This window comes from Oceaniferula marina (assembly GCF_013391475.1).
GTDB lineage: Bacteria > Verrucomicrobiota > Verrucomicrobiia > Verrucomicrobiales > Akkermansiaceae > Oceaniferula > Oceaniferula marina.
The window spans coordinates 324134-350339 of sequence record NZ_JACBAZ010000004.1; the positions used below are offsets into that span (position 1 = coordinate 324134).

A 26206-nucleotide genomic window follows, 5' to 3' on the forward strand; every position below is an offset into this window, starting at 1 on the left:
CCAGCGATGATGCTGGGCCTATTTTGAATGGCGGACAGGGCGGGATTCGAACCCGCGGAGACATTGCTGCCTCACACGCTTTCCAAGCGTGCGCATTCGACCACTCTGCCACCTGTCCTTAAGTGCTTCTTGGTTGAAGGCGGCGGAAGCTAATCAGCAATTGAACGCTTGGCAATTCTTTTTTTTCACATCCTTCATCGAAATGCTCTTTTTCCCAAACTCACATTCCTGCCATTCAGCTCGATTCCCAGAATCTTCGGCCTTGACCTGAGGGGCATTTCGGACATTTTGAGCTTTCTGATGACATCCTTTCCGCCATCTCACCGCAAAGAACTCCTGCTCTGGCTCGACCAGATGGCGGGAGCGAAGCGTGTGTCCGGATAATGACAGTCTCTATTCATTCACTAAACACAAGCAGCCTGCCTCGATCCCATCGATGCGGGTTTTTTTATGTCCATGAATCAAGCCCATCAGCCCTCTTACCCATTCAGCGTTCCTATTCTGGTGATGCTTGGGGCCTTTCTGTTTTCATCCAAAGGGATCTTTGTCAAAATGATGTATGAGGAAGGGCTGCCTCCATCCGCTGCCCTTGCCTTACGTATGGCTTCTGCCTTTCCATTTTACCTGCTGCCGGTTCTGCTTTCGCTGCGCACTCTTCGCAGCATCCCATCCCGGGACTGGCTAATGATGGCGGGCTTGGCCTTTGTCGGCTATTTTCTCAGCTCCTTGGTCAATTTCACTGGATTACAGTACATCAGTGTGGGACTGGAGCGGGTGATCCTATTTAGCTATCCCACGCTTGTGTTGCTTGGTGCCAGCATATTTCAAAAGCGCAAAGCGTCCTACCGACTCTACCTGGCGGCCACGGTCTCTTGGACCGGTTTGTATTTGGTCATTCAGGAAGAAATGGTGCTCAGCCAGAAGCTTGACGCGGTGTTACTGGGAAGCGGACTCATTTTACTCAGTGCGATGATTTATGCTGGTTACATCCTACTCGCCAAACCCGTGATCGAACGTATCGGCGTTCGTTCTTACACCAGTATCTCCATGTCTTTTTCCTGCCTGTTTGTGCTACTCAATCATAGTTTGAACAGCCCTGTCGTCCTTCATGAAGTCATGACGCCCAAGCTGATTGGCTTGGGGCTGACGATTGGCATTCTCGGCACGGTCTTTCCCACCTATCTATTGTCCTACGGGTTGTCCAAAATTTCATCAAGCTCATACGCCGTTATTTCATCGGTGGGGCCGGTAGCGACGATCGCCCTCTCGCTGTTGATGCTGGGGCAAACTCCTGGTGCATGGCAGTTGGCCGGTATCGGAATGTCTGTTTGCGGTAGCCTGATGGCCGCCAGATCCAAAGCCTGATCCCTAGGCTCTGATCATCGGTGGCCTAAGCTTCCGTATCTCCGCTCTTCGCGCTATTCCCAGAACCGGGCTGATCATCCTTTTTTTTGTCACTCGGACCACCGTTCTCATTTTCATCCCCCTGGCCCTGATTGGCGCCCTTTTCAGAGGATGCTTTCTCATCCTTTGATTGCTTCTCCGTCTTTTCCTCGTCCGGTTTCTTTGGTAATGGAGGAAACGTATTTTTCCATGTGTGGAGCGGATAAGAGGCTCCGAGCCCACCAACCCCCTTCAGCAGTTCGGAGCATCGCTTATGCCAATGCGCATAATCCGGCTCCTGGAATTTGTCTGCGGAGCCAGGAAAAACGAGGTAGGTGACGGTCAGGTCACTGACAGGGCGGGAATAAATACCAGCTTTGGCATTGAGTTGTTTCGCCATCCGCAGTGACGCTTCACCAGTCTTGAAACTAGGTCCTGCATCACCGACGATACATGGGTAGACCTTGCCTTTATAGATGACCACGGCATAGTCCCCGACCTTCGCCCCGTATTTGTCCCCTTTGTAAGTGACCATGTTGATCGGCATGACAATGAACGGGTCATACTCGGCAACCAAATAGGACCGGTAAGTCATATCCTCAATTTCCCTCTCGATTTTTTTAATCCGCATCTTCAGCCAATCGCTGCGCTCCTTCTTGGTGCCTTTCTTTGCGATTTCCTCCTTGGCCTTTTTGATTCTCCCCTTCCACCCCTCAATCAGCGGGTTCGGAGTTTTACCGGTTTTTCTCCAACCGTAACTCGTCATCGGTTGATAGTAACTAGAGTTGACAATTTTATCCGGCATTTTCGGCAAGCGGTCTCCATCGGAACCATCGGAAACCACATCCATTTCAGACTGCATCAACATCACCCGCTTTCCTGTTCCGGGGTGTTTCAAGTTCAGGATCGTTTCACAATCGTAGAAATTATGCCGGGTCATTAACTCACTGAGCTGTGTGGATTTCAGCTTAAGACGATTGGTCTTGTTTTCATACGCTTGATAAAAAAAACGGGACACCTCGGACTTCGGCAGCATCTCCTTTAATCCAGGCAATATCGAAGCCAGTTTCGGGCTCACCTTCTCGAGCTCTTTCAGGGTGGTCGAGGGCTTGGGCAATTTGATTTTTAACTCATAGTAGGCTGCATAACTTTCATCCAAGGTGCGCTCTTTCGAGGCCAGCCCTCCTTTTTCAACCGTCACCTTGGCATGCAACTTAAAACCTTTCGACATACGCCGAATATCGCCGCCTGAGCTCACCGTGTGATCCGAGGGAGCCTTGGGCGCCTGAGCACCATCAACTGAAGCCTGCTCCCCCGAGGGTGCGACCGTTGAATCTGCAGGTGGTGCAGCGTCTGGTTCGACAGGGGCCGCTACCGGAGAAGGAGAAACCGGATCAGCTGTCGGGCTTGGCTTGGCCGGCTGATGCAAGGGTGGTTTTTTTGCGCCTTGCAGCTTGCGCCATATTTTTTCAGGCAAGGGGCCCGAGCCAATGATCACAAAGCCACAGGCAAAGATGAAAAACGAGACCCTCATCCAGGGAAACCCGGCAGCTTTGGATCTCCCGGACTTTAATCCATCAATGGTGTGGCGTTGGTTCACGGGATTTATTCCTCTTCGTCAGAGCCAGCCGCAGCCTCATCTGATGTATTCTCTGCTCCTGTTTCACCGGATGCTTCGGGTGACTCCTGATCTTCTCCAAGCTCATCCTCCTCGTCGGCATCCTCGTCCGGAACCAAACGGGCAATATCCTGAAGTTTCTCTCCACCCTTGAGCGTTACAAGTTTCACCCCTTGGGCGGCACGTCCGGTTTCGCGGATGTCGGAACAACGAATTCGAATGCTTTGGCCGTCCGATGTCATCAGCATGAGTTCATCCTCTTCCGACACCGAAAGGGCTCCGACCACTTTACCGGTCTTCTCTGTCACATTCATGGTTTTCATTCCCTTACCGCCGCGACCTTTGGCCATGTATTCATCGTAAGCCGTCCGTTTACCGAGACCGTTTTCACTGGCCACTAACAACTTGGTTTCATCACTGACGATGGTCAAAGAAACAAGGAAGTCTCCTTCACGTGGTTTCACACCTGCGACACCTGCCGAAGGACGTCCCATCGGGCGTATGTTGGTCTCACTTGTGCGCACACAGTAGCCTGCGTTTGTCACGAGACAGATATCATCCTTTCCGGAAGTCAGCCTAACATCCACCAAAGTATTACCTTCATCAAGCTTGATTGCAATGATCCCATCCTTACGGAAGTTACGGAAATTACTCAGACTGGTCTTCTTCACCTTTCCACTCCGGGTAGCAAACAGAACATAACCATTTTCCTCACCGAAGGTGACGTCCTCTTCGTCATCATTGAGGACACGCTCAAGTCTGAGAGTAGCGGCAATGGTTTCCTCCGGTTGCAGGTTCAGCATGTTCTTGATGCTGCGGCCTTTGGATGCGCGGGAGCCTTCCGGCACACCATAAACCCGCTCGACATAAACCCGACCGGTGTTGGTAAAGAACATCAGATAATCATGGGCCTGGGCAGAGAACAAATGTTCAACAAAATCATCCTCCTCATCTTCCGCTTTGTTTGCATCGCGGGTTTCCATTCCCCGGACTCCTTTTCCACCACGTGCCTGCAAGCGGTACTCGGCAGAGGCGGTTCGCTTGATGTAACCGCGGTTGGAGATGGTGACAATCATACCATCATTGGCAATCAGATCCTCGATGGCAATTTCCCCTTCATCCGGAAGAATCGGGCAACGGCGCGGAGTCGCATGCTTTTCTTTGATCTCCAACAACTCGTCCTTGATAATCGTCAATACTCGGACCTCTCTGGCAAGGATATCGAGGAAGTCTTTGATCTGTTCAAGAATGCTATCATACTCGACTTTGACCTTATCCTGTTCCATCCCAGTCAACTGATAGAGTCTCAGTTCTAGAATGGCATTCACCTGACGATCCGTAAAGATATAGCGGTCGTCTTGGACCGACGGCTGGGATCGGATCATAATACCGAGACTTTCTGCGGTGGCGACTGGGAAGGTATAGGCTTTCAGTTTCACCCGGGCCTCATCACGGTTTTTTGAATCGCGGATAATTCGGATAAAATCATCCAAATGCCCCAGGGCCAACAAGAAGGCTTCAAGGTTTTCTGCGCGGTCTTCGGCTTTACCGAGAAGGTAGCGGGTTCTACGCATGATCACTTCACGTCGATGCTCGATAAAGGCATCAAGCGCGTCCATGATCGACAACTGCTTCGGCCGGCGCTCATGAATCGCCAACATGTTCACCCCGAAGGAGGTCTCCATCGACGTCAGTTTGTAAAGCTGATTCACCACCACTTGAGGTCTGGCTTCACGCTTCAGCGTGATTTCAATCCGTGTCTGTTCATCAGACAGGTCGCGCATGCCAGAAATATCGGTCAGCACTTTTTCCCGAACCAACTCGGCAATCCGCTGCTGAAGTGTGGCACGGTTCACTCCATGAGGCACTTGGGTAATCGTGATGACGGATGTCCCTGAGGCCTTTTCCTCGATCTCCATCGTTCCACGCATCTTCACGCTACCGCGCCCGGTGTGGAAATAGCTATCAATGCCCTTGAAGCCGCGAATTTCACACTCTCCGGCAAAATCAGGCCCTTTGATGTATTGCTTCAATTCATCAATGGTCATTTGCGGGTTATCAATCCGGGCACAGACGCCGTCGATCACCTCCCCCAGGTTATGTGCGGGGATGTTTGTCGCCATCCCCACGGCAATACCGGTGCCACCATTCACTAACAAGTTAGGAATCGATGCTGGCAGAACAACGGGCTCGTTCCGGGTCTCATCATAGGTCGGCGTCATATCGACCGTTTCCTTATCCAAGTCCGTCATCATGGCGGAGCCCAAATGAGTCATGCGGGCCTCGGTGTATCGCATGGCAGCCGCAGCGTCACCTTCCACCGAACCAAAGTTCCCCTGACCATCGATAAGAATTTCGCGCATCGTCCATGGCTGGGCCATGTTCACCAGAGTGGTGTAAATGGCGCTATCACCATGCGGGTGATATTTACCCATCGTATCACCGACGATACGGGCACTTTTCAAATGTGGTTTGGTCGGGGTTAGAGACAGATCATTATGCATCGCATAAAGAATGCGTCGCTGGGATGGTTTGAGTCCGTCACGGATATCGGGCAATGCCCGGGAAATAATCACAGACATCGAATAGTCCAAAAAGGACTTCGACATCTCATCCGCGACATTGATGGTTTTGAATGAATCTTGAGACATGGAAATGGTTCGTATCGATTAATGGTAAATGGACGAATGAAGGATGTCTCTAGACATCCAGGTTTTGCACCTTGAGGGCGTTATCTTCGATGTAACGTTTGCGTGGTTCAACGATGTCGCCCATGAGGACATCGAACATCTTGTCAGCTTCCAGCATGTTTTCTTCATCCAGCCGGACTTGAAGAAACTGCCGCCTCTCCGGATCCATGGTCGTGGTGTAGAGTTCTTTGGCGTTCATTTCACCCAATCCCTTGAATCGCTGAATCCGCATCCCCTTACGGCCGATTTCCAGAACCCGGTCAAGAATTTCAAACAAGTTGAAAACAGGAGAAATCTCTTCATTTTCACCATCACCTTCGACGAGCTCATACACGGGCTTGTCATCCGAGAAAAACGGATCGGTCTGAACCCCGAACTCGTTGAGCCGGGAGAGCACTTTGGAAATGGCTGCTGACTCGTGTAGTTCATGTTTCACTGCACGGCGCTGAGCCCCTTGGAAGCGCTCCTTATAAGCGATCATTTCTTCTTCCGTCAGCTCCTCATCAAAAAGGCGCAGGTCTCGGTTATCGTGTGCATAGCTCAACAACTCCTTCTCTGTATCAAAATAATAAATTTCCTCATCATTGCCGACTCGGACACGCACCATGTATTCAGGAAGATGGCCACTATTGGAAAACTCGAGAAGCTTACGGAAATTACCGCCGTGCCCTTCAAGCGTTGAAGTGAAGCGTGTCAGCTGAGCCAGCGTGTCGAGCACACTTTTCAGCAAATCCCGATCAACGTAATTCTCGGTTCCAAACTGACGCAAGCGCACATCTTCGGATCCCAGACTGATCAAGATTTCGTTCAGTGCATCGTCATCGGCCAGATACTCCTCACGCTTCTTGCGCGTCACCTTGTAGAGCGGTGGCTGGGCGATGTATAAATAACCCGCTTTGACCAACTCCGGCATGTGGCGACAGAAGAACGTCAACAACAGGGTGCGAATGTGGGCACCATCAATATCGGCATCCGTCATAATCACCACTTTGTGGTAGCGGACCTTTTCCAGATTAAACGCACCGTCCTGATCGCCTTCTCCGATGCCCGCTCCAATCGCTGTAATCATCGCCTGGATTTCCTTGTTTTGCAGGGCCCGGTGCAAACGGGCCTTTTCAACGTTGATCACCTTACCACGCAATGGAAGGATGGCTTGATTAATCCGGTTCCGTCCGGACTTGGCAGATCCTCCGGCGGAGTCACCCTCCACAATGTATATCTCTGATTTTTTGGGGTCTCGTTCCGAACAATCCGCCAATTTCCCCGGCAGACCACCGCCGGAAAGAACCGACTTACGGACGGTCTCACGGGCTTTCCGAGCGGCCTCACGGGCACGAGCCGCATTCACCGCCTTATCGATGATGGTTTTTGCCAGGTTCGGGTTTTCCTCAAAATACGACTGCAGTCCCTCGTAAACGATGGAACTGACCACGCCTTCGATTTCAGCATTCACCAATTTATCCTTGGTCTGAGAACTGAACCGAGGGTTCGGCATCTTGATGCTCAAAACACAAACAATCCCCTCCCGCACATCATCACCCGATAAAGCCGGGTCCTTATCCTTCAATATCTTGTTCGCCTTGGCATACTGGTTGATGGAACGGGTCAAAGCCCCCCGGAATCCGGTCAAATGCGTTCCTCCGTCTGCATTGGGAATCGAGTTGGCAAAACAAAGGATGTTGCTCTGGTAGCTGTCGTTGTATTGGAACACCACATCGGCAAAAACGTCATCTGTGGTCACCTTGCCGTCATATTCGATCTCAATCTTCCGCTTACCTCGCAAAACCACCGGATCCTCGTGGACCAGCGTCTTGTTCTCGCCAAGCTGCTCGACAAATTCTTCAATCCCGCGGGCATAATAAAAACTTTCCTTCTGGGCACTCTCCGGACGTTCATCCTCAAGTTCGATAATCAAACCAGGGTTGAGGAATGCCAACTCACGCAGTCGGGTCGACAATCGGGCAAATTCAAACTCGATGGTATCGGTAAAAATCGTGGCATCAGGGAAAAAAGTAATCGTGGTTCCGGTGTGGCTTTCATCCACCTCTCCGACAACCTCCAGCGGTTTGGTTGTGGTCCCGCGCTCAAACGTAATCGAGTGAACTTTGCCTTCCCGACTAACCTCAGCCTTGAACCAATCCGACAGGGCGTTCACACACTTTGCCCCCACTCCATGAAGACCTCCCGAATATTTATAGGCCCCTTGGCCAAATTTACCACCGGCATGTAAACTGGTCAGAACCAATTCCACGGCCGGAACTCCAAACTTCGGATGCACCTCGACAGGGATCCCCCGTCCGTCGTCAACAATCGATACCGATCCATCAACATGCAGCGCAATCTTGATTTTCTTACAGTAGCCAGCCAGGTGCTCATCAATCGAGTTGTCCAGCACCTCAAATACACAGTGGTGCAGACCACGCACATCCGGATCGCCAATATACATCCCGGGGCGCTTGCGCACGGCCTCCAACCCCTCAAGCTTGTCGATCTGGGATGCCCCATATTCCTGGGCATCGGAGACGTTGGTTTCAGTGGTATCTGCCTCATGGGCAGACTCGAGATCAACTTGGTTTTCGGGCTCGTTTGACGGATCAGACATAGACGCACCAACTCTCTGAAATTTCAGGTCAAGAGACAAGAATCTTTCCTCGATTTGAGCATTTTTTTTACGTCAGCTACCGCCCCCCCCAACGAGACAAAAAAAATGCCCGAGGCCGGCGAAAAAAATCAGATTCCGAGCAATTCCCGCTGCCAATTCATCAGCAAGGATTCGGCCCCTTCGTTACCTGCGGCAAGCGCCTCAAGGGGAGCTCTTGGCGCAATCAATGAGCCATCAATATCGAGACCTTCCGCCACCTTGTTGCGCTTGGCAATCAGCTTATTCAAACGGGCATCAAACTGGCGATCCTTGCGGCGTCTCTGCCCCCTGATTTTCTGGGGCATATCCTCTTCAGGGGTCATCTTGGCTTTAGCCACAGCCTGATCAAAAGACTTTATCCTGCGCGGACGATAGTGCCGGGGCAATTTGGGCAACTTATCCTCCAAAAGCTCCTGGGTCCATTCGAGCAACTGCTTATTACCGGCCACCATAAAAGGAGGACGATCCCAAGCCTCGGCTTCGACATTACGCCAATCCCAGAGCGCTTTCAAAAAGTTCAACCCACGGGGTGGCAGCGTTCCGCTCCCTTTAATTCGCCAGCGGTCTTCCCGTTCAGGCTTACGCTCCATGGATTTTTCACGAGCCGCTTCACAGCTTTCCGTAAACCACTCATAACGGCCGGCCATTTTCAGTTGATCCACGATCAACTCAGCCATCGGCAGGAGGTAAATCACATCGTTCAGAGCATATTTTTCCATCACGGGAGTCAATGGGCGTTTCGCCCAATCCGCCTTCTGGGATGTTTTTTCAATCTCCACCCCCATGTAATGCTCTACAAGGTTACCATAACCAAACTGACGCACCCCCAGCAGGCGAGCTCCAATCTGGGTGTCATAAACAACCGGAGGCACTACACCCAAATGGGTCCTGAGCATATGCATATCGTAATCAGCCCCATGCATCCAGCATGTCGCATCTTCGAGATACGCCCGAAGAGGAGATAAATCCTCGATGGCCAGCGGGTCAATGAGCACGTGTTCGTCACCATCACTGAACTGAACCAAACACAAGCTCTCCTTGAACCTGTGCAAACTATCAGCTTCCGTATCGACAGCGCACAAAACTCCACCCTGGTTGCGTTTTTCAAAAAACGCCTTCAGTTGGTCCGGAGTATCAATCATTTTTTCAGTGGTCAAGGTTACGTGCGCGCGTAAATAAATCACACGCACTCACCAGTAAACCTACACGGTATAGAATCACTTGACAACCCTTACTCGAACGAACCTCTCCGTATCTGTATCGGATGGTGTTAATTCATAACGGTAAGTTTCATAGTCGCCATCCGTACTAATAAGATCTCCCGTCACCGGGGTCCAATTTTCAAGATCCGTCGTTTCTTCCATGATATAGGTGATATCGGCGAGCTTGGTGTCCTTACGATAAGTGAAACCATGACCTAAACCATCCATGACAAGAGCGGGAAGGCTCAGAGTATCACCGATCTCGAGAGGATTTCCTCCGAAGGCATACTCCAGCAGATTGCTGATACCATTGTTATTCGGGTCAGCTTCCTCACCTGAGATAGCTGGATCAAGTAACTGAGCATCCGTAAAGATGTTGTCCGCCCAGAAAGTATAAGTGTAAACCGCTTCGTAACTGATCGAATCCAGGAAGGCTGTATCCTGAAGACGGGAACCGCGACTATCTTTGACGTAGCGCCAAGTGACGACGTGAGAACCTGTATCAGCAACAAATGAATACTCGGACCAATCCTGATCACCATTCAGTTCGGCGTGCCTCACTCCATCCACAAGGAATTGTAACTTATCTCCATTCTGCGCTGAAAGTGCCCAGTCGAAAGTAATCCGAACAGGCCCCTCAAATCGCGTGGTCAAATCCGCATACTGCGCATTACCAATGGCAGATGGCTGCAACACTTTCCCATCCGGGCTGAAGAGATAGGGGGCTGGAACCCACAAAGCTCGAGCATCCGTTTCGAACTCAAGATCTGTGCCCGCGTAGTCAGCCAGCATCGTGGAGTATTCCTGCTCCGTGAATAGTTGCACCTGATCAAGCAAGGCCTTACCACCACCACCGAGTCCATCGACAGTTTTATCCTCCATGTAACTCCACTTTAGATCAATATTGCCATCTGGAACCTTGGAAGCAAACGCTCCCCAGTCACGATCACCGGACAAGAAACCTCTCCAGTTCCTGAGCCCTAATTTTTTAGATGATGGATAGAACCACAAGCGATCAAGCGCCTCGGGGGAATCCACTTTCCAGTTGAACATTACGATTCCTCCACCGCTGTGAGGCACCGTCAAATGAGCTTCACCGTAAGGTGAAACCGGATTTCCGGTAGGTGAAAAGGGAATATCAATGACCGTCTTAATGGCATCAGAGCCATCAGAGGTATCGTCCAACTCCAGATCCCACATGCCGTAAAAACCGGTACTTTTTACACTTTTTTCATGCTGCTCAATCGCACCGGCAAGATCCTGATCCGGGATATCCCCGATGTAGATTGCCAAAAGGTAATCGGTTTCACCATACTCGTTTTTAAGAAGAAAATGAACCTGGGTCATGCCAATCTCAGTCGGCGTTCCATAAATTCGTTGGTTTTCCGCATCGTAGAAAAGCCCGGGAGGCAGAGGCGTCATGAGATCCACTGTATCTGCATAGCGAACATCCAAGGTATAATCCATGGGGGTGTTCACTACATTTCCAACCCGGTTAGGGCCGGCAATCGGTGGAATTTGGGGAATACGATCAACACCGTAAATCGTAATCTTCACATCCTCGACGGTGCCTCCTACTCCCGCCTGGCGGTCGTTAAACTCGACCCTCCAAGTTCCGTGCGAATCCTCTCCCCAGCAAAAGGTGCTCAAGAACGTGTAATCGATATCTGCATAAAATCCGCCGGCAAACGACTCTTTAAGGCGGCTTCTCATACCACTCGGCGAGACCAACACACACTCGAGGTCTGCGCGACGAACATGTTCAACTTTGAGTTGAACCTCAATATTCTCAACTCGCTTATTCGCGACCTCAGCGAAATCGAACTCAAGCTCGAGCACCCCTTGATCTGGTATATCCAAACCCAAATCCGCCTGTTGCAAAGAAACGGAGGTTTCAGGCTCAAGATTGACCCATGTCTCAGCCAGGTTCACAGCTGCCGTGGCATCGATTACGCCGGCTCCATACCTGTGGTTGAAATGAAACCCTGCAGTATTCTCTTGCCAATCCAAATCAAAAGCATCGTTCTTCCTTGCCGATTGAATCAAAATTTCCTGCACATCCCGCCAGCCCAGGCCCGGATTAGCCTCTAACATCAACGCAACTACGCCGGTAGCCAAAGGTGTTGCAGAGGACGTTCCATTGAAGCTATCCGTGTATCCATCACTTCCTCCGGGAACACCACGAAACTGAGTCGTCGTAATGTCTTGAAAACCAAAGTCTCCGGTTGGAGTCGAAACGATCAATGCACAACCTGGGTTGGAATAACTTGCATTCACCCCCTGGTCCCGCGTCCCCCCGATCGCAATCGTATAACGAGAGGCACAATAACCGGTGTGGTTGGCATTTCCATTGTCAAGGCGATCGTTACCTGCGGCAAACATATAAATGGTTCCAAGCCCGCCTCGTCCCTGCTCAATACCAGCAAGAATAGCAGCCTCTTCAAGCCCATCCATAGCCGAGAGCTGAACCGGATCGACTGGGCCCCAGCTATTGTTATGCACATCAATGTTCGTAGCCCCTAGGCGATCGCCAAAGGTTTGCCCCCAGCCCAATACTTCAGCAGTGATATCCCCCCCCGGAAAATAACCAGGCACACTAGTCACCAACCAACGCAGACCAACCAGCGAAGCTTCCGGGGCAGACCCGGTTCCTCCTTCACCATTATTCCAACGTGCAGCGGCAACCCCTCCAACAGAAGTTCCGTGGGATTCATCAAAACCATCAACAGGTGTGGGGTCATTGGTTTGCGAGGCCCAGTTGTAGTGGACTTGGTCTGTAGTATTGGCAATCAAATCCGGGTGCTTGATATCCAATCCATCATCAGCAACAGCGATTGTCACACCGGCACCAGTGTATTTGTCCCAGGCATCGCGAACATTGATATCCTCACCGAGGACTCCGTCATTCTGCCCCGTGTTCCAGAGATGCCACTGGTATTTTGTATTAAAAGCGCTATATGCAAAACGAGGATCCGTCGGAGTGGCCATCGTTTTTACATTCTTCGACAGCAAGGGTTTCGCACTGGTAATCTGTGGAAAATCTTTCGTCAGTTCCAATTTTTCCAGAGCTTCGATCGCATCTTCGAATTGAACCACGAGATACAAGCATTTTTTTGCTGGATATTCACGGAATGATCGAGCCCCCAGAGCATCACTGATTTGCTGAGCATCGGCACCCAGTGGTAATTGAAGTATGAGTTTATTATACAGGACCCGTCCATTGGCAGACTTGCGGTCATAACCTTTGGGATAAAACACAATCCCCGGCTTCACTGCTGCTCCTGCAGCCGTTTCACGATATTGCTTTTTGAAACTTTTGAAATCCTCGGGCTTCTCCTGCAGCGCTTTCACCCCAAGCTTCCCTTTTCCCGGGGCCGCTTTAACCGACGACCAATCAATTTCATACAGCTGCAGACTCCCCTTGTCCTGGATGCGGTAAACCCCCTCATCTAACTCTTCTGCGCAAATAAAGGCCCCAGAGCCTAGCAATGCGGCCAGCCCCGTGAGCATAGTGGATCGGTATTTCATAAAATTTGTATAGGTGTAGTTAACTCAAAAATAGTGCAAAAAAAGTCCCTCTTCCCGAAAAAAGAGGGAATGCATGTCTCATAACGACAAATGGTCAGACATGGAGCTATCGAAGCAATGAAATCTTGGCTCGAACCAGGCAAGGCCCCGGCAGGTCAGCGGCCACTGCTGTAGCCGTGAGTTGCGTTTCTGTCTCAATGACAGTCCAGTAAGGGTCTCCCGTTTTCTTAATCGTGGTCCACTTCACGCCATCATAACTCGTTTGAAGCTCATAGCGAACTGAGCTACCGACATTTGCTCGCTTTTCCATCGTCACCACACAGTCACCGTTTACAAAAACCGGCGTCAGATTAGGGAATCCTGGAGGAGGTGTCGACGTGATGTCTGTTGGATCGGTCCCAGCCGCATACTCAAGAAAGTTACTTACCCCATCAAGGTCGTAGTCTGCATTAGGCTTCTTGAGAGAATCCGGGGTATCGACTGGAAAATTACCCAAGGCAAAACCAGCATAGGTTTCCACAAATCTGATCGGCATTCCCCACACACGAGTGGAGCTATCCTTGACAATGGCACTGGTCACCTCTGAGTTCCGCTCATAACGAGTATAAAGATAAACTTCGTCACCAACAGACCATCCCAAGTAGAAAGGAGGCAGATCTTCAAAACCGTAGATCATTCTCTCGACAGGGATTTTGTATTCCGTGCCCAATCCGGGAACCGGATAGACTACATCTTGAGCAACCGGACCAGCGAGTGGGTCATCCAATTTGTCATCTTGAATCCAAAGGAACATCCGGTCGACATTCACAATACAGTTTTCACCGGGAATAATCCCTTCCCAGGATATTCTCATTGAAAAGTTAGGGTCGAGCTCAAGCATACCGTTGGCCCATACTCCATCATATGGATCCCCGTTGAGTTTTTCGTCACCATTCAAGTAACGGAACCCGGACTTGATCGGCGCAGTCGTCAGCCCTGGATAGGACTCGGGAACGGGAAAGGTAGTGATACTAACGGGCTGCGGGCGTGGCTCATAGCCGTATTCACGCTCAATGTCCGTCAGCAAGCGCGGATAGACATAGTCATATTTCCCATAGACGATCGTGCGATCATGCCGGGACCGTTCACTCTCATTCGGCAAGAAAGTCTGCTCGTGAGCATACGATGAAATACGGTATTGGGTATAACTGGCAGTCAAATAGCTGTAACCAATGTTAATGCTGCTATCCACCAAGGGTAACACCTCTGGGCGCTCAAGCAACGATGGTGGAGCTCCAACAAGCTGCACCAGATCAGGACGACTGTATTCAAATACGAGAGCTGGAATGGGAGCTGCAGCCAGCGACCAGTGACCCGTCAAACCAGCCGTCGCACCCGTTCCAAAGAAAAAAGCATTGGTCCCCAGAGGACATGGGATAAGAGGGTTGGCGGGAACCGGCCCTGGGCCCGGGTTCGCGCCGGCACACACCGACGCCGACCAACTACCGTCTTCCAATAGGATGCGATACACCCCCCCCTCGTAATACAAATTCTTTTTACCCGTTTGAAAACCGGCCTTGGAATTTTGAAACTCAAACGAAATCTGGGCATGCGCCAGCATGGGCATAGAGAGGCCAATGGCCACTAATAAAGGTCTAATCATCGTAGGTGTAGTGTTTGAATAGCTGTTTCTACAAGCTCAACACCCGAGATCAAGCATAAAAGACTGAAATAGCGAGGGAGTTTAGGATTATGGCGAAGCCATAACACCACTGGTCATTCAGCGGCAAAACATTCAGCGTCAGTGTTTCAGACACGCCGTGATGGACTCTATGGCTTGATGTGGTTGGCGAGGCTCATTTATTTAAGATATTATTTTTGTAATGCTACCAGTATACTTCGTTTTTATCAGCCTCGCCACTCCTTTCTCCCTATGAAACGACCACGCGTGCAACACAGACAGTATAGACAGCCCAGAATCGACAACACTCGCTGAAATTTCACCGAGGTTGGGGTTGCCAGGCCAAGACCTGCACAACATAATCGACATCAATCAACGGATCGCACGGATTCCACGCACCCAAGCTTACGACCAACACCACATCTTTCATGAACACCATCTTTCACCGCCACACACTCATCCTCGCACTCGCTTGTCCTCTCATGTTCAATTTGCAAGCATGCAAATCAAAAACCAGCACCCCTCCCCCTCCAACCCCCAAAAAAGAGTCCAGCGTTCCAGACTTACAAGCAAAAGCAGAAGAAGTCATCAATAACGACCCCCGCGTCGAAATAATGAAAGTCGTCGACGGAGAACTTCATATTCGCAATGTCTACTCAGGAAGATCAGTGAACCTACCATTTCAAAGTATCATTGACGGGCATTACGAAGTCGTTCGAGAAGACGAAGAAATGGCCAAACGCTACCTTGCCAACCAAAAGAAAAAGCAAAACTGGCTCGAATCCACTCCCGGGCGAGGCAGGTGCCCAGACTGGATCCCTTCCTACAAGGACATGAGCATTATGCCCACCAAGCTGCACAGACCACTCCAAGATGGAAGCATTTGGGGGCAGATCTCGGCCAACCACAAAGACACCGAGGATTCGATTCGAGACTTCTATATCGAATCTTTCAAGCAATCAGGTCTCCAACTCACCAGACAACATAGCGTCAATGGCAAACTCAGCATGATCTTCGAAAACTCTGTTGACCCAGAAGACACAGAGGAGGAAACCCGCCGCGTCAACTTGAGCCTATCCAAAACCATGGATAAAACGGATATCTACATCCAGTATCAATACGGTTTTGAAGCCGTTCCCGACACCAAAAAACCCAAACAAAAGGAGACCGGGGAAAAGGAGACCGGGGAAAAGGAGACCGGGGAAAAGGAGGCTGGAGAAAAGAAACAAGGAAACGACCAAACCGAGCCTACCCCCCATGGCTAATACCATTCTCCCGGTTATTTGATCGGAAGGGATAAATAGTTAAGAGCTTGAGATGGAAGCTAGTCAGCGTAGCTGATGGGAATGAAAAGCGGTATTTCTTTGGCTTGATTTCGGTGTTTTTCCTCAGTCATTTAGCTCGCTACATTCCTTTGTCGCGCCTTGAACTCAAGGCCAAAGGGACACGCCATTCCGGCAAACGAACCACTCAAATGGCATTACCTGCCGCCGATGGTCAAACCGGACAACAAGAGCTCGGCATTGGTCCCCGTCTTGGACAAATTCTTTAATAAAGTCTGAATTGCCTCACCGATAGGCAAGGAGGCCAATTGTCGGCGAATTTCAAGAACCTTGTCCATCTCTGCCGGGTGATAGAGGCGGTCGTCATTACGAGTTCCGCTCTGTGGGATATGGATAGCTGGATAGATCCGCTGTTCAGCCAATTCACGGTCGAGACGAACCTCCATGTTACCAGTTCCTTTGAACTCCTCAAAAATCACATCATCCATCTTACTCTCGGTCTCAATCAGGGCGGTGGCTAGAATGGTCAAGCTCCCCCCTTCCTCACAATTCCTCGCAGCTCCGAAAAACTTCCGACTTTGCTGCAATGCCACGGGGCTCAGACCTCCGGAACCAATCGGTCCACCACGCTGAGAGTTGTTATGCCCTCGCGCGAGCCGTGTCAAACTATCCAAGAGCAAGACCACATCCTTACCCAACTCCACCAAGCGCTTAGCTCGCTCCATCACCAGATCCGACACCTGGGCGTGGCGTTTCGCAGGCTCATCAAAGGTCGAGCTAAAGACTTCGGCTTCAACGGTTTCTTCGAAATCTGTCACCTCCTCAGGACGTTCATCCAGCAGGAGAATAATCAACTCAACTTCAGGGTGATTCAGCTGAATCGATTTGGCAATCTGCTTGAGCATGATGGTTTTCCCACCACGTGGTGGAGCCACAATCAAACCGCGCTGCCCCTTACCGAGCGGAGCGATCAAATCCAACACGCGAGGGGTCATCCCGGTTTCCTTATTCTCAAGAATCACCCGCTGATCTGGAAACATGGCCGTAAGATGATCAAATGACTTCGGCTTTTCGTATTGATCAACCGGGACGCCTTCAACCTCAAGCACTTCATTGGCCGAAATATACTTATCCCTGCCCTTCGGTCCCCTGAGTTCAACTTTCACCTTCTGACCTACCGTCAGGCCATGCTCACGGATCATGTTCCCGCTAATGTAAAGATCATCAGGAGACGTTTTAAAACTCTTTACCGGGTCGCGAAGCATCGCGTAATTATCTTTCGCCTGTTCGAGAATCCCCTCCCCCACAAGCGATACTCCCTCCCGCGCATAAAAGGAAACCAACTCAAATATCAGCTGACTCTTCGAAGCCTTTGCCGGAATCTTAACGGGCAAGACCTCAAGCATGGCGTAGATATCAGACAGAGGCCTCAAGCGAAGCTCATTGATCACCAATGACTCCGGCAAATCCAAGACAGGCTTCACCTCCTCCGCTGGCATCGGTGCTTTCTCCGATTGCTTTTGCTCATCCGTAGCCGTCTCTTCCGTAGCCGCCTCTTCGGCAGCCGTCTCCGCCGCTGGTTCGGGTACACTTTCAGAGGTCAAAGGCTCATTATCCTCTGCAACAGGTTCCAATTCTTCACTCATCAATTTATTGGGGTATCTTATCAGTTTTTAAATGTTGGAGCATCAAGAACCATACAACATCAATCACTACAAAAGCTCAAGCTCGACAGCGATGGTTTACGATCTCTTTATTGTCCAATTCCAAGTGAATGGATGAACCTCCGGCATTGCCGACGCAACACATCCAATGGGCCTTCATTCCAAAACACCACATCCGCTCGTGCCATTTTGGCAGAGATGGGCATCTGGGAACAGATTACTCCATTCACCGTTTCGTCATCCCAGGCGTTGCGTTTTTTTAGTCGGGCAACTTGAGTGGCTTGACTGGTAGCCACCATCAGATTGGCCGACTGGCCAAAATCAAATCCACTCTCAAACAGGAGAGGGATATCCGCAACGAACAGGCGCGACACCGCTCTTTTAGCGCTTATCTCGAGCAATGCAAGACATTCTTCGCGCACTCTGGGATGAAACACCCCTTCGAGAAACTGCCGATCTGCAGGAAAAGCAAAGGCTCGGTGCCGTAAATAAGCACGATCAAGCTCTCCGCCCTGCAGTATCGATCGATGGCCAAAATAGTCGACAATCTCCCGAATCACTTCTTCATTCGCATACAAGGACCGCACAACAGAGTCCGCATCAAACAGCACCATTGAAGGATACAAGTCTTCAAACAGACGAGCCACCGTGGATTTACCTGTGGCAATACCCCCAGTCAGGGCAACAAGCTGAAGTTTCTCATTCATATCCTTGAGGAAAAAACCCCGACCGCGTTGCCACGGTCGGGGTTGTAAATCTTACAAGTCAGATTGAAAACCTACTTGTTTGGGAGCGGGTCAGAGCCGTCAACACCCATGATTGGAGGATCCATCATACCCGGTGCAGTGTCCACGCTTTCGGTCGGATTATTAATCCGTTGACCTGCCGCATCGATGATCTCAGCTGTCACAAAGATAATCAGGTTACTCTTGATATGGTTTTCCGCTTTACTCTGGAATAGGCGTCCAATCAGAGGCAAATCACCGAGAACAGGAACCTTATCTTCCACGTTCTGGACGTTTTCACTCATCAATCCACCAACAGAGACGGTGTAGCCATCATAAATAGTGAGGGCTGTATTCACACGGCGAGTGGAGAAGACGGGCATCTCAATCCGGTTTTCGGTAATGGTCACCTGAATCGGGTTACCCAGAGCATCACTTGCAGGGCTTTGAATTGGGCTACCATAGTTGATGAAGCCTTCAAATTCAACAATCTCAGGAGCGAAGCGCAGATCGATGGTGTAGTTACTTTCACCAATGGTTGGCTCGATCTCAAGCGTCACACCTGTGTTCCGCGTTTCAAAGGCTGTCGGCGTCGCTGGAGTCACAGGGAAGGATGAGGCTCCGCCTCCACCAATACCACCAATACCACCGGTGCTATTGTTGGTTCCAACACTGTTGGGCAATTCTGGTGGTTCGTATTCAGTTGGATAAATAAATTCGCGGATCACCTCGATCGTCGCTTTCTCACCGGAGCGAGCGAGCACACTGGGAGCCGTCATGATATCAGACCCCTTCTTCTGAGCGAGTCCACGCATGATCATTTGCACCTGACCGTCAGTATAAAGACCTGTCAGAGACAGAATACCAGGAGCAACATTGCCAGTTTGAGCCGTCCGTGTCGGATTGTTCAAAATGGCATCGATACTGTTCCGTGTCGTGGCGTAGTCACCACTCCGAAGACCGGCTGTTGACGTATTGGAAACCTGCTGGGTTGTACCAGATGGAATACCAGGAATGGTCACACCCGAAACTGGGCTGATAAAATCACCACCGGTTCGTGGAGATCCATTACCAACGGTTCCACCACCGAGGAAGGTGCTGTTACCTGCAACGTTGAACGGTGTGACAATCCAGTCAAAACTCAACTCATCCGTGTTCTCCTGAGAGATTTCAATGAACTTGGTGAGAATCCGAACCTGGCGAGGACCGCCAATTCTCATTCCTTCGATCACCTGTTCAATGATATCCAGATTCGCCAAGGTGTTACGCACAACCAGCGTACTGGTGGCTGCGATATGGTTCGCAAATGCCTTATCAGGGAAGTTCACACCATTTTTCATCAAGAGCTCCTTGGCTCCCGGGCGTTGGCTAAGTGTCGTTCCACCTGATGAGCCTCCTCCACCGAATGGGTCATCATCAATATCAGACGAGCTATCAGATCCTTGCATCAGCTGGGCAATAAAGTCCGGCGGCACAACAAAAGAGCGGGTGTAAAGATCATTCACCTCAAGCGAGTCCAAGGGGAGTAGCACCACCGAGTGCTCATCCAACTTGTAACGAAGGCGGGTTGCATCACAGATATACTGAAGAACGGTTCCAAGTGGCACATCGCGAAGCTTGAGCTCCTTGATGCGAAGTTGGTTAGGATTCAATCCTGCATCTGCATCTGGATCGAGGTCATCAGCACCAATTCCGGAATCCCCACCACCGCTAACGGATGGCTTGCGCACAATGAAGTTGATTTTGCTATCTGGTGCCAATTCGCGGGAACGCAAACGTAGGAAATCGAGTGCTTCTTCCACAGTGGTATTATCAAAGTCCACCATCGGAATGGTGATGGTGTTCAGCTGCTGCTGCAGATAAGCCACCCCACTGGTAGGCCCACCTTGCTCCTTGGGAACAAAGACAGGCACTTCGGCTGGAACCGCCATCTCCCACGCTGCGTCCACTTCCTGAAGAAGGTGCGCACGGGTGTGGTCGTATGCGGAACGATAGTAATCCGACTTGATATTCGCCACTTTTTCCATCCAACGGCGAGCAGCCTTGTTGTATGGGTCAATGCGGAGCACCTTACGGAATTCTGCGTCGGCATCATCATATTTTCCGAGGTTGTAGAACCCTTCACCCATGTAGAGATGACGGCGAACTTTGTCGACGTTCTGGGTGTGCTCATAAGTCAGAGCAGGGCTGGTCCGGATAGGATCATCAAAATAAGCAAGCTGCTTCTTGGCATTCAAGTTTGCAGGGTCACGGCGAAGCACATCCTCAAGCAGGGCACGACCTTCGTCATACTTACCTACCCGGCGATATTGTTGAGCCAAAGCAATCGAGGCATCACCAAGGTGACCGTAATAGGAGCGGCGGCGATCTTCAAGAGCTGGCCCAGGAGGCAGAAGACTTGCCGCAATCTTGTATTGCTTAACAGCTTCTTCGTAATCTTGCTCAGCGTAAGCAGCGCGACCCAGCGCGAGCGCTTGGTCAGCTTGCTGAACGAGGCGGGCACGGCGCGCAATTTCTTTCTGCGCGATGCTTGATGTGCTCCCTCCTCCGTAGGATCCGTAGCCGCCGTCTCCGGCGATAGCCAGATTACTGGCCATTGGCATGGATGCTGCCACAGCCATAAGAACAGCTGCTTTTCTGCTAACAGGACGACCGAAGTTGTGGGTGCGATCACGACCGGAATCGTGCATGGATATTTGCGTAGGTGTGGTTTCCATAATAAGCGTGAGTATTTAGTGACGTTTTCAAAGGGCTTTGTGAAGCGTTTTTTTCAATTTTTTTTGAATAAGCTGGTTGTTAACGCCTCCGAACAACCCTCTTCATTTACTTAGTGATTACAGCCCCTTACTTCCCGTAAGGCATCACATGAATTTTCTTGTTTCCGTCTTTGTCGGTGTATTCGACTTCGACTTGCTTGTTAGCGCGATCCACCTTCTTCAAAAGGTAAGGTTTTCCGGTCGCCTTGGAATCATATGGTAGAGCAAAACGAACATTCTCTTCGAGCGTGAATGGGCTTCCCCCCTGCTTCAGCGCATCCAGAGTCAATTCCACCGTGCTATCAACAACCCCTTTGGGTTCCCCTTCTTCAGTTCGGTGCCCTCGACGGTCAAAACGGTAGAGTGTCCCCGCTTTGTTGGGTTTCAGATCCTCGATCACCCAAATTCTGACGGTCTGAGCAATGCCATGGTTATCCACCTCGACATCCAACACATCCTTGAACTTAAAGCGGGTTTTCATCAACTCATCACGGAAGACAATATTATCCCCCTTGGCGATGGGATCTTGACCCATTTTATTCAACTCCCGCTCACCCAAGGTCTGCAATTTGAACTTGAATTTGCCGTCACCAAAACCAGACGGTTTGATTTGAACCTGAGTCGATTTCACAGAAAGTGCTTTCAATTTCACCACAGGATCCGGATAGGACTTAAAATCGTTGGGGTCTGTTTTGGCCACAAACTCCTCCATATTGGAAAAACCGTCTTCATCCGGATCGCGATCCGTAGAATCGGAATAGCCAGGATTCAAATTGTTATCCAACCACCATTTGTTGGGGATCGGAGGGTGAACAGGGCCACTTTGAAGCAAGTCGACCGGATTATCCAAATCGTTCCTGCGTGCAAAAAGGGACACCCCGGTCATCAGGTTGACACTACGCCCTGAAGGCGTCGTTGGCGGCTCCGCCACGTGTGTATCATCCAAGGAATCCCTGACATCTTCAATTTCCTCCAACCCGGGAACGGACACATCCGTATTGCGTTTAACCGTCGGAATGGCAAAGGCCTCATCAACAGCATCCTTGTTGCTGAAAACAACGGCACCACATGCAAGGGCAACAACAACGGCACCTCCCAGGGATGCTTTTTCATAGTTCTCTGATAACCAGGACATAAGTAATAATTTCTAATTAAATCAAATAGTGAACAATCATTCAGATCGTAAATTAACTGTCGGACGAATCGTCGCTCGAATCTTCAGTTGCCTTCTTTCCCTTGCCTTTTGAAGACTCAGCTTCTTCTTTTTTCGTAAGCAGGATGACATCAAAACAAAGGTGGACCTGAATATTTTCAGAACCCAGAACCTGCTTTAAAATCAACTCCCCGGCCGGAACCACCGGCTTGGCGGGTTGAACGACAGGATCTTCGGCACCATCCTCGGCCACTTCAGTGCTATCCTCTTCACCAAGCGCGGATTCTCCATCATCGATAAAGCCTTCAAATCCAGCAAAACCGCCATCCGCCCCACCAGCGGCAGGGATAATATCCGCTGGGAAATTGGCATCCTGGTGCGTAGGTGGGGTTTGACGCTCGTTGCGAAAACGAGCACCGCGAATCGCAAAGTAATACTTCTCAGAGTTCACCATCTCACTAATAAAACTGCGAACGGCATCTTCGTTAGCGGTAAACGACAACTCGACGGGCATCATCTCATAGACGCGACCAAATGCCTCACCCGAGCTCTGACCAGGCTTCGGACGCCGGGCCTTCTTACCCTTCCCTTTCACTGGCTCAGGCTGAACAACCACACCGCTCTCCTCTGGCAACTCAACACGCCGAATATTGTTCAACGAGACGGGCTTCACTTCAGCCAATTGGTTCAGCAGCCACTTGATGGCCTCCAGCTCGTAATTCAGCTTGGCTGTGGCATTCATCCGAGCCGAATCAACTTCGTAATTCTCAAAACCAAACAAACAACCATCGGGCAACTCGGTTCCAGCTTTGGTGAATGCTGCACGCAGCTCCTCCCCCATCTGAACACGCACATCCCTAAACTGGTCCGGCGTCATTTTCTCAAGCTTCGCCGGAGCAAATTTAAGCACCTTCGAACGCACCTCATCGATCATCTCATCATAGGCTTCAACCCCCTCTTCGCGGGCCGCAAGGTGACCGCTCGTCGGGTATGGCTTCTGCTTTTCTAATTGGGCGTATTGCGATTTGAGTTCCTCAAATTGCTCTAATTTTTCATTGTATGCTCCACCTTGGGAAAACCCAAAAAAGAGAAAAGCACCACCCACAACTGCCGTAACCCCTACCAGGCCGGCCACAAATGTATTTTCCTGAATCCAACTCATGGTCGTATAAAATTGTAAAAAATGTCCGTTACTTTCACTGGTCCTCCTATCGCTTGAAGCGAATTAAATCGGGCGCCGGAATCGGCTTTTTAAGCGCAAGCGTCATCTCGAACGGGGCGGCATAAGCACCCTCGGCAAGTTTATCGCTTAAAACGATGTCCAACTCCTCTTGTGAAGGAACCACAAAATAGTCCGACTTGGCGCGCAATTGGTTAATCAGCTTGTAAACATTGCGGTAACCATTTTTGTCTCCGCGCCACAAACCCTTGATTCGCACGGCATTAATCATTGGCTGAACAGGGGCTGGAGCCGCTCCCTTTTTTCCTTTTTTACCCTTTTGCGGAGTCTGCGGCCGCTCAGCTTTGATACGAGTCAAGGCACTACCTCCATACTCCGACGAAGCAAAGCCTTCTATAATAACCGATTGGCCAGGCGATCCGCCCGCAGCCTCATCGCCAGGCTTAAAGTTAATTACCGGGTCAAAGTCAACCGACCAAACAGAATCACTGACAAAGTTTTTACCCAGATCCGCAATAATATTCACCCAGAGGGTTCGTGCGCGCTGAGACGAGACCAGCTGATTTTTGTAAACATCCAGAGAGGCTTCATCTTTAGCCAATTTTTCCAAATCTCCGGAATACTGCCTCAAGTCTGCAATTTTATCCTCCAAGTCTCGGATTTCCTGACCTGCAGCATTCTTCTTCATGTAGTTTGCCCCAGACCAGATGGCCAAACCGCCAATCAGAACTGCCGAAGCAGCTACCAGCATGGGCTTTCTACGTGCCACATCGCGTTCATGCGATACCACGTCGGGAACCAAATCGATTTCCAATGAGGCTTTTCCAAGTCCACGCAGGGCCAGACCAACCAATTCACCTAACTGATGAGCTTCGGCTGCAACCTGATCAACATCCACCCCTTTCCCGACAGATACACGCTTCAGCGGATTAAAGAAGTCAATCGGCAGACGGAGCTTCTCCTGGAAGAAGTCAGCAATGAAGGGAAGGTTTGCCCCCCCGCCAGCTAGCAAAATCTGCTTTGGTGCCTTACCGCCGTGCTGACTGCGGAAATAGTTGGTTGTCCGTGCAATTTCTGCCGGCAACTTACCGAGAGCATTACGAATCACCGTGGCCAAGGCTGCTGTGGCTTCATCCAACTGAGAGGTATGTGCGGTATTCAATGCCACCATCCCGTTGGAACACTTCTGTGTTTCCGCCTCGGAAAAGCTCACTCCATACTCTTTGGAGATGGCCGTGGTGATCGACGCTCCACCGACAGCCACACTCCGCGTAAACATCCGGCTACCTTCAAGATAGACGAGGTTACATGTCTTGGCTCCAATATCAATCAGCAGAGTGGTTTCCTCCAAGTCAGGGTAGTTATAGCGCAGGGCGTTATATAAAGCCATCGGCGAAGCATCCACTTCTTCGGTACTCTGCCCGGCTTCGAGAATCACGTCATTGATATCATTCAGCGCGTCACCTTTGATCGCAACCAGTGCAACCTCCTTGTCCCCTGAACCACTTTCCAACAACTGCCAATCCCAAATCACCTCATTGATCGGAAACGGAACGTGCTGCTGAGCCTCAAAGGCAACCAACTGCTCAATATTATCGTCCTCAATAGGAGGCAGCTTGATAAAGCGGGTGAAAACCGACTGGCCGGAAATCGCATACCTAACCTTCGTTTTGCCGATTTTCAACTTCTCAGCCAACTCGGAAACCGCCACCCGAATCTGGGGTAAGCGGGCCATTTCAGCCGCAGGGTCTGCCAAAATCGACGAAGAGTCATATTTTTCGAGAATGAGTCCTCCGTTTTTCGAAGGCTTGAATACCCCCATGGAAATGCGTTGAGAGCCAATGTTCAACGCTACCGTAGCCTGTGCATCTGCCATAATGTGTGTGTAGAAAAATGAATTGTAAGGGTGTGCAGGCGACAACCAGCAAGATTCCCTGCCAGCCTCGCCAATGAAAAGAAGTCCCTATCGGCGGGACTCCTCAATCTCTGCGTAGCGATCCCACCAGAGAAATTTGAACGGGGTTTCATTTTTATTTCGTAATGGAATCTTGTCGTATCGGGAAATCTGGCGCCACCAACCGGCCTTCCCTGTAGAGGAAAAAATACCAGAACCTTTATAGGCAGCCTGTCCATTGACGAGAATTTCCCCGCCCACAGACTTCACCACCCGCTTGCTGGCACGGTCGCTACCGCTGATCCGCTTGATCGCGGCCGGGGAAAGATAAACCGAACTGTAAATATCCTCTCCAACAGGAACGTTCACATGGTTCACTTCCTTCTCGAGAAACACGCTACGCTTACCTCCCTGAGGATCTTCAATCGCAACGTACCACTTCACGGTCACGCGATCGATAAACTTCTGTTTGTAATCCCGACTCATCTCCACATTAAACTTCACTTCACACTCCAACCAGTCCTTGGGCTTGAAGCTTTTGTTTTTACCAACACTAAATTGAGGCGACGGAAGGTTCTCAAATTTAGGATCTCCCATGCTGACCTTTGCCATCTGCTGCGCCATCAAAGGCGAGAACAATGCTGAGGCTCCTAACACGACGACAGCAAGTATTTCTTTGTGAATTAAAAGTTTCATGATGATTGAGCTTTCATGCACACTACAAAGCCGATCATGGCTTGACCAGCAGAAAGAATGAAAGACCATCACTTTTTTTGCGTGTATCCATTGTGAATTCAAGCCCCCGCCAATCACCGCCTCAGAAGACACA

15 protein-coding genes and 1 tRNA gene are annotated in these 26206 nt (G+C 50.4%); 2 read left to right on the forward strand and 14 right to left on the reverse strand.

Features of this window, described 5'->3' with window-relative positions; genetic code table 11:
- Positions 1 to 28: 28 nt before the first annotated feature.
- A tRNA-Ser gene (locus tag HW115_RS11600) sits at positions 29 to 118 on the reverse strand.
- 338 nt (positions 119 to 456) lie between these two features.
- Between HW115_RS11600 and HW115_RS11605 the strand changes: the two genes are divergently transcribed.
- Positions 457 to 1365 carry a DMT family transporter gene (locus HW115_RS11605; protein ID WP_178933044.1) on the forward strand — a complete coding sequence of 303 codons (909 nt, stop codon included), beginning with the start codon at positions 457 to 459 and terminating at the stop codon, positions 1363 to 1365.
- 25 nt (positions 1366 to 1390) lie between these two features.
- Here the strand turns inward: HW115_RS11605 and HW115_RS20100 are convergent, their stop codons facing one another.
- The 6 genes from HW115_RS20100 to HW115_RS11635 all read right to left on the reverse strand — a co-directional run bounded on the left by HW115_RS20100 (position 1391) and on the right by HW115_RS11635 (position 14704).
- Complete coding sequence (locus HW115_RS20100) at positions 1391 to 2983, reverse strand: glycoside hydrolase family 75 protein (RefSeq protein WP_178933045.1); 1593 nt, start codon at positions 2981 to 2983, stop codon at positions 1391 to 1393.
- A 5-nt stretch (positions 2984 to 2988) separates the two neighbouring features.
- Positions 2989 to 5652 carry a DNA gyrase subunit A gene (gene gyrA, locus HW115_RS11615; protein ID WP_178933046.1) on the reverse strand — a complete coding sequence of 888 codons (2664 nt, stop codon included), beginning with the start codon at positions 5650 to 5652 and terminating at the stop codon, positions 2989 to 2991.
- Positions 5653 to 5701: 49 nt separating this feature from the next.
- The gene (gene gyrB, locus HW115_RS11620; RefSeq protein ID WP_178933047.1) at positions 5702 to 8293 is read right to left on the reverse strand and encodes a DNA topoisomerase (ATP-hydrolyzing) subunit B; all 2592 of its coding nucleotides are present in this window, start codon (positions 8291 to 8293) and stop codon (positions 5702 to 5704) included.
- 128 nt (positions 8294 to 8421) lie between these two features.
- Positions 8422 to 9474 (reverse strand): ribonuclease D, encoded by a 1053-nt coding sequence (locus HW115_RS11625; protein ID WP_178933048.1) that lies wholly within the window; start codon positions 9472 to 9474, stop codon positions 8422 to 8424.
- Positions 9475 to 9549: 75 nt separating this feature from the next.
- On the reverse strand, positions 9550 to 13062 hold the full coding sequence (locus HW115_RS11630; protein WP_178933049.1) for a S8 family serine peptidase: 3513 nt from the start codon (positions 13060 to 13062) through the stop codon (positions 9550 to 9552).
- A 106-nt stretch (positions 13063 to 13168) separates the two neighbouring features.
- Positions 13169 to 14704, reverse strand: coding sequence for a hypothetical protein (locus tag HW115_RS11635; protein ID WP_178933050.1), 1536 nt, complete (start codon positions 14702 to 14704; stop codon positions 13169 to 13171).
- Positions 14705 to 15150: 446 nt separating this feature from the next.
- On the opposite strand from HW115_RS11635, the gene HW115_RS11640 reads away from it, so the two are divergent.
- Entirely contained in the window at positions 15151 to 15987 is an 837-nt protein-coding gene (locus HW115_RS11640; RefSeq protein WP_178933051.1) for a hypothetical protein, read from the forward strand.
- A 215-nt stretch (positions 15988 to 16202) separates the two neighbouring features.
- Here the strand turns inward: HW115_RS11640 and rho are convergent, their stop codons facing one another.
- The 7 genes from rho to HW115_RS11675 all read right to left on the reverse strand — a co-directional run bounded on the left by rho (position 16203) and on the right by HW115_RS11675 (position 26073).
- Positions 16203 to 17651 (reverse strand): transcription termination factor Rho, encoded by a 1449-nt coding sequence (rho, locus tag HW115_RS11645; protein ID WP_178933052.1) that lies wholly within the window; start codon positions 17649 to 17651, stop codon positions 16203 to 16205.
- Between the two features lie 107 nt (positions 17652 to 17758).
- On the reverse strand, positions 17759 to 18376 hold the full coding sequence (coaE, locus tag HW115_RS11650) for a dephospho-CoA kinase (RefSeq protein ID WP_178933053.1): 618 nt from the start codon (positions 18374 to 18376) through the stop codon (positions 17759 to 17761).
- Between the two features lie 71 nt (positions 18377 to 18447).
- Positions 18448 to 21111 (reverse strand): Amuc_1098 family type IV pilus outer membrane protein, encoded by a 2664-nt coding sequence (locus HW115_RS11655; protein ID WP_178933054.1) that lies wholly within the window; start codon positions 21109 to 21111, stop codon positions 18448 to 18450.
- 127 nt (positions 21112 to 21238) lie between these two features.
- Positions 21239 to 22285, reverse strand: coding sequence for an Amuc_1099 family pilus-like system protein (locus HW115_RS11660; RefSeq protein ID WP_178933055.1), 1047 nt, complete (start codon positions 22283 to 22285; stop codon positions 21239 to 21241).
- Between the two features lie 52 nt (positions 22286 to 22337).
- Positions 22338 to 23465, reverse strand: a complete 1128-nt coding sequence (locus HW115_RS11665; protein ID WP_178933056.1) for an Amuc_1100 family pilus-like protein — start codon at positions 23463 to 23465, stop codon at positions 22338 to 22340.
- A gap of 46 nt (positions 23466 to 23511) precedes the next feature.
- On the reverse strand, positions 23512 to 25359 hold the full coding sequence (gene mul2B / locus HW115_RS11670; RefSeq protein ID WP_178933057.1) for an Amuc_1101 family PilM-like pilus complex protein: 1848 nt from the start codon (positions 25357 to 25359) through the stop codon (positions 23512 to 23514).
- 87 nt (positions 25360 to 25446) lie between these two features.
- The gene (locus HW115_RS11675) at positions 25447 to 26073 is read right to left on the reverse strand and encodes an Amuc_1102 family pilus-like protein (RefSeq protein ID WP_178933058.1); all 627 of its coding nucleotides are present in this window, start codon (positions 26071 to 26073) and stop codon (positions 25447 to 25449) included.
- Positions 26074 to 26206: the final 133 nt, after the last annotated feature.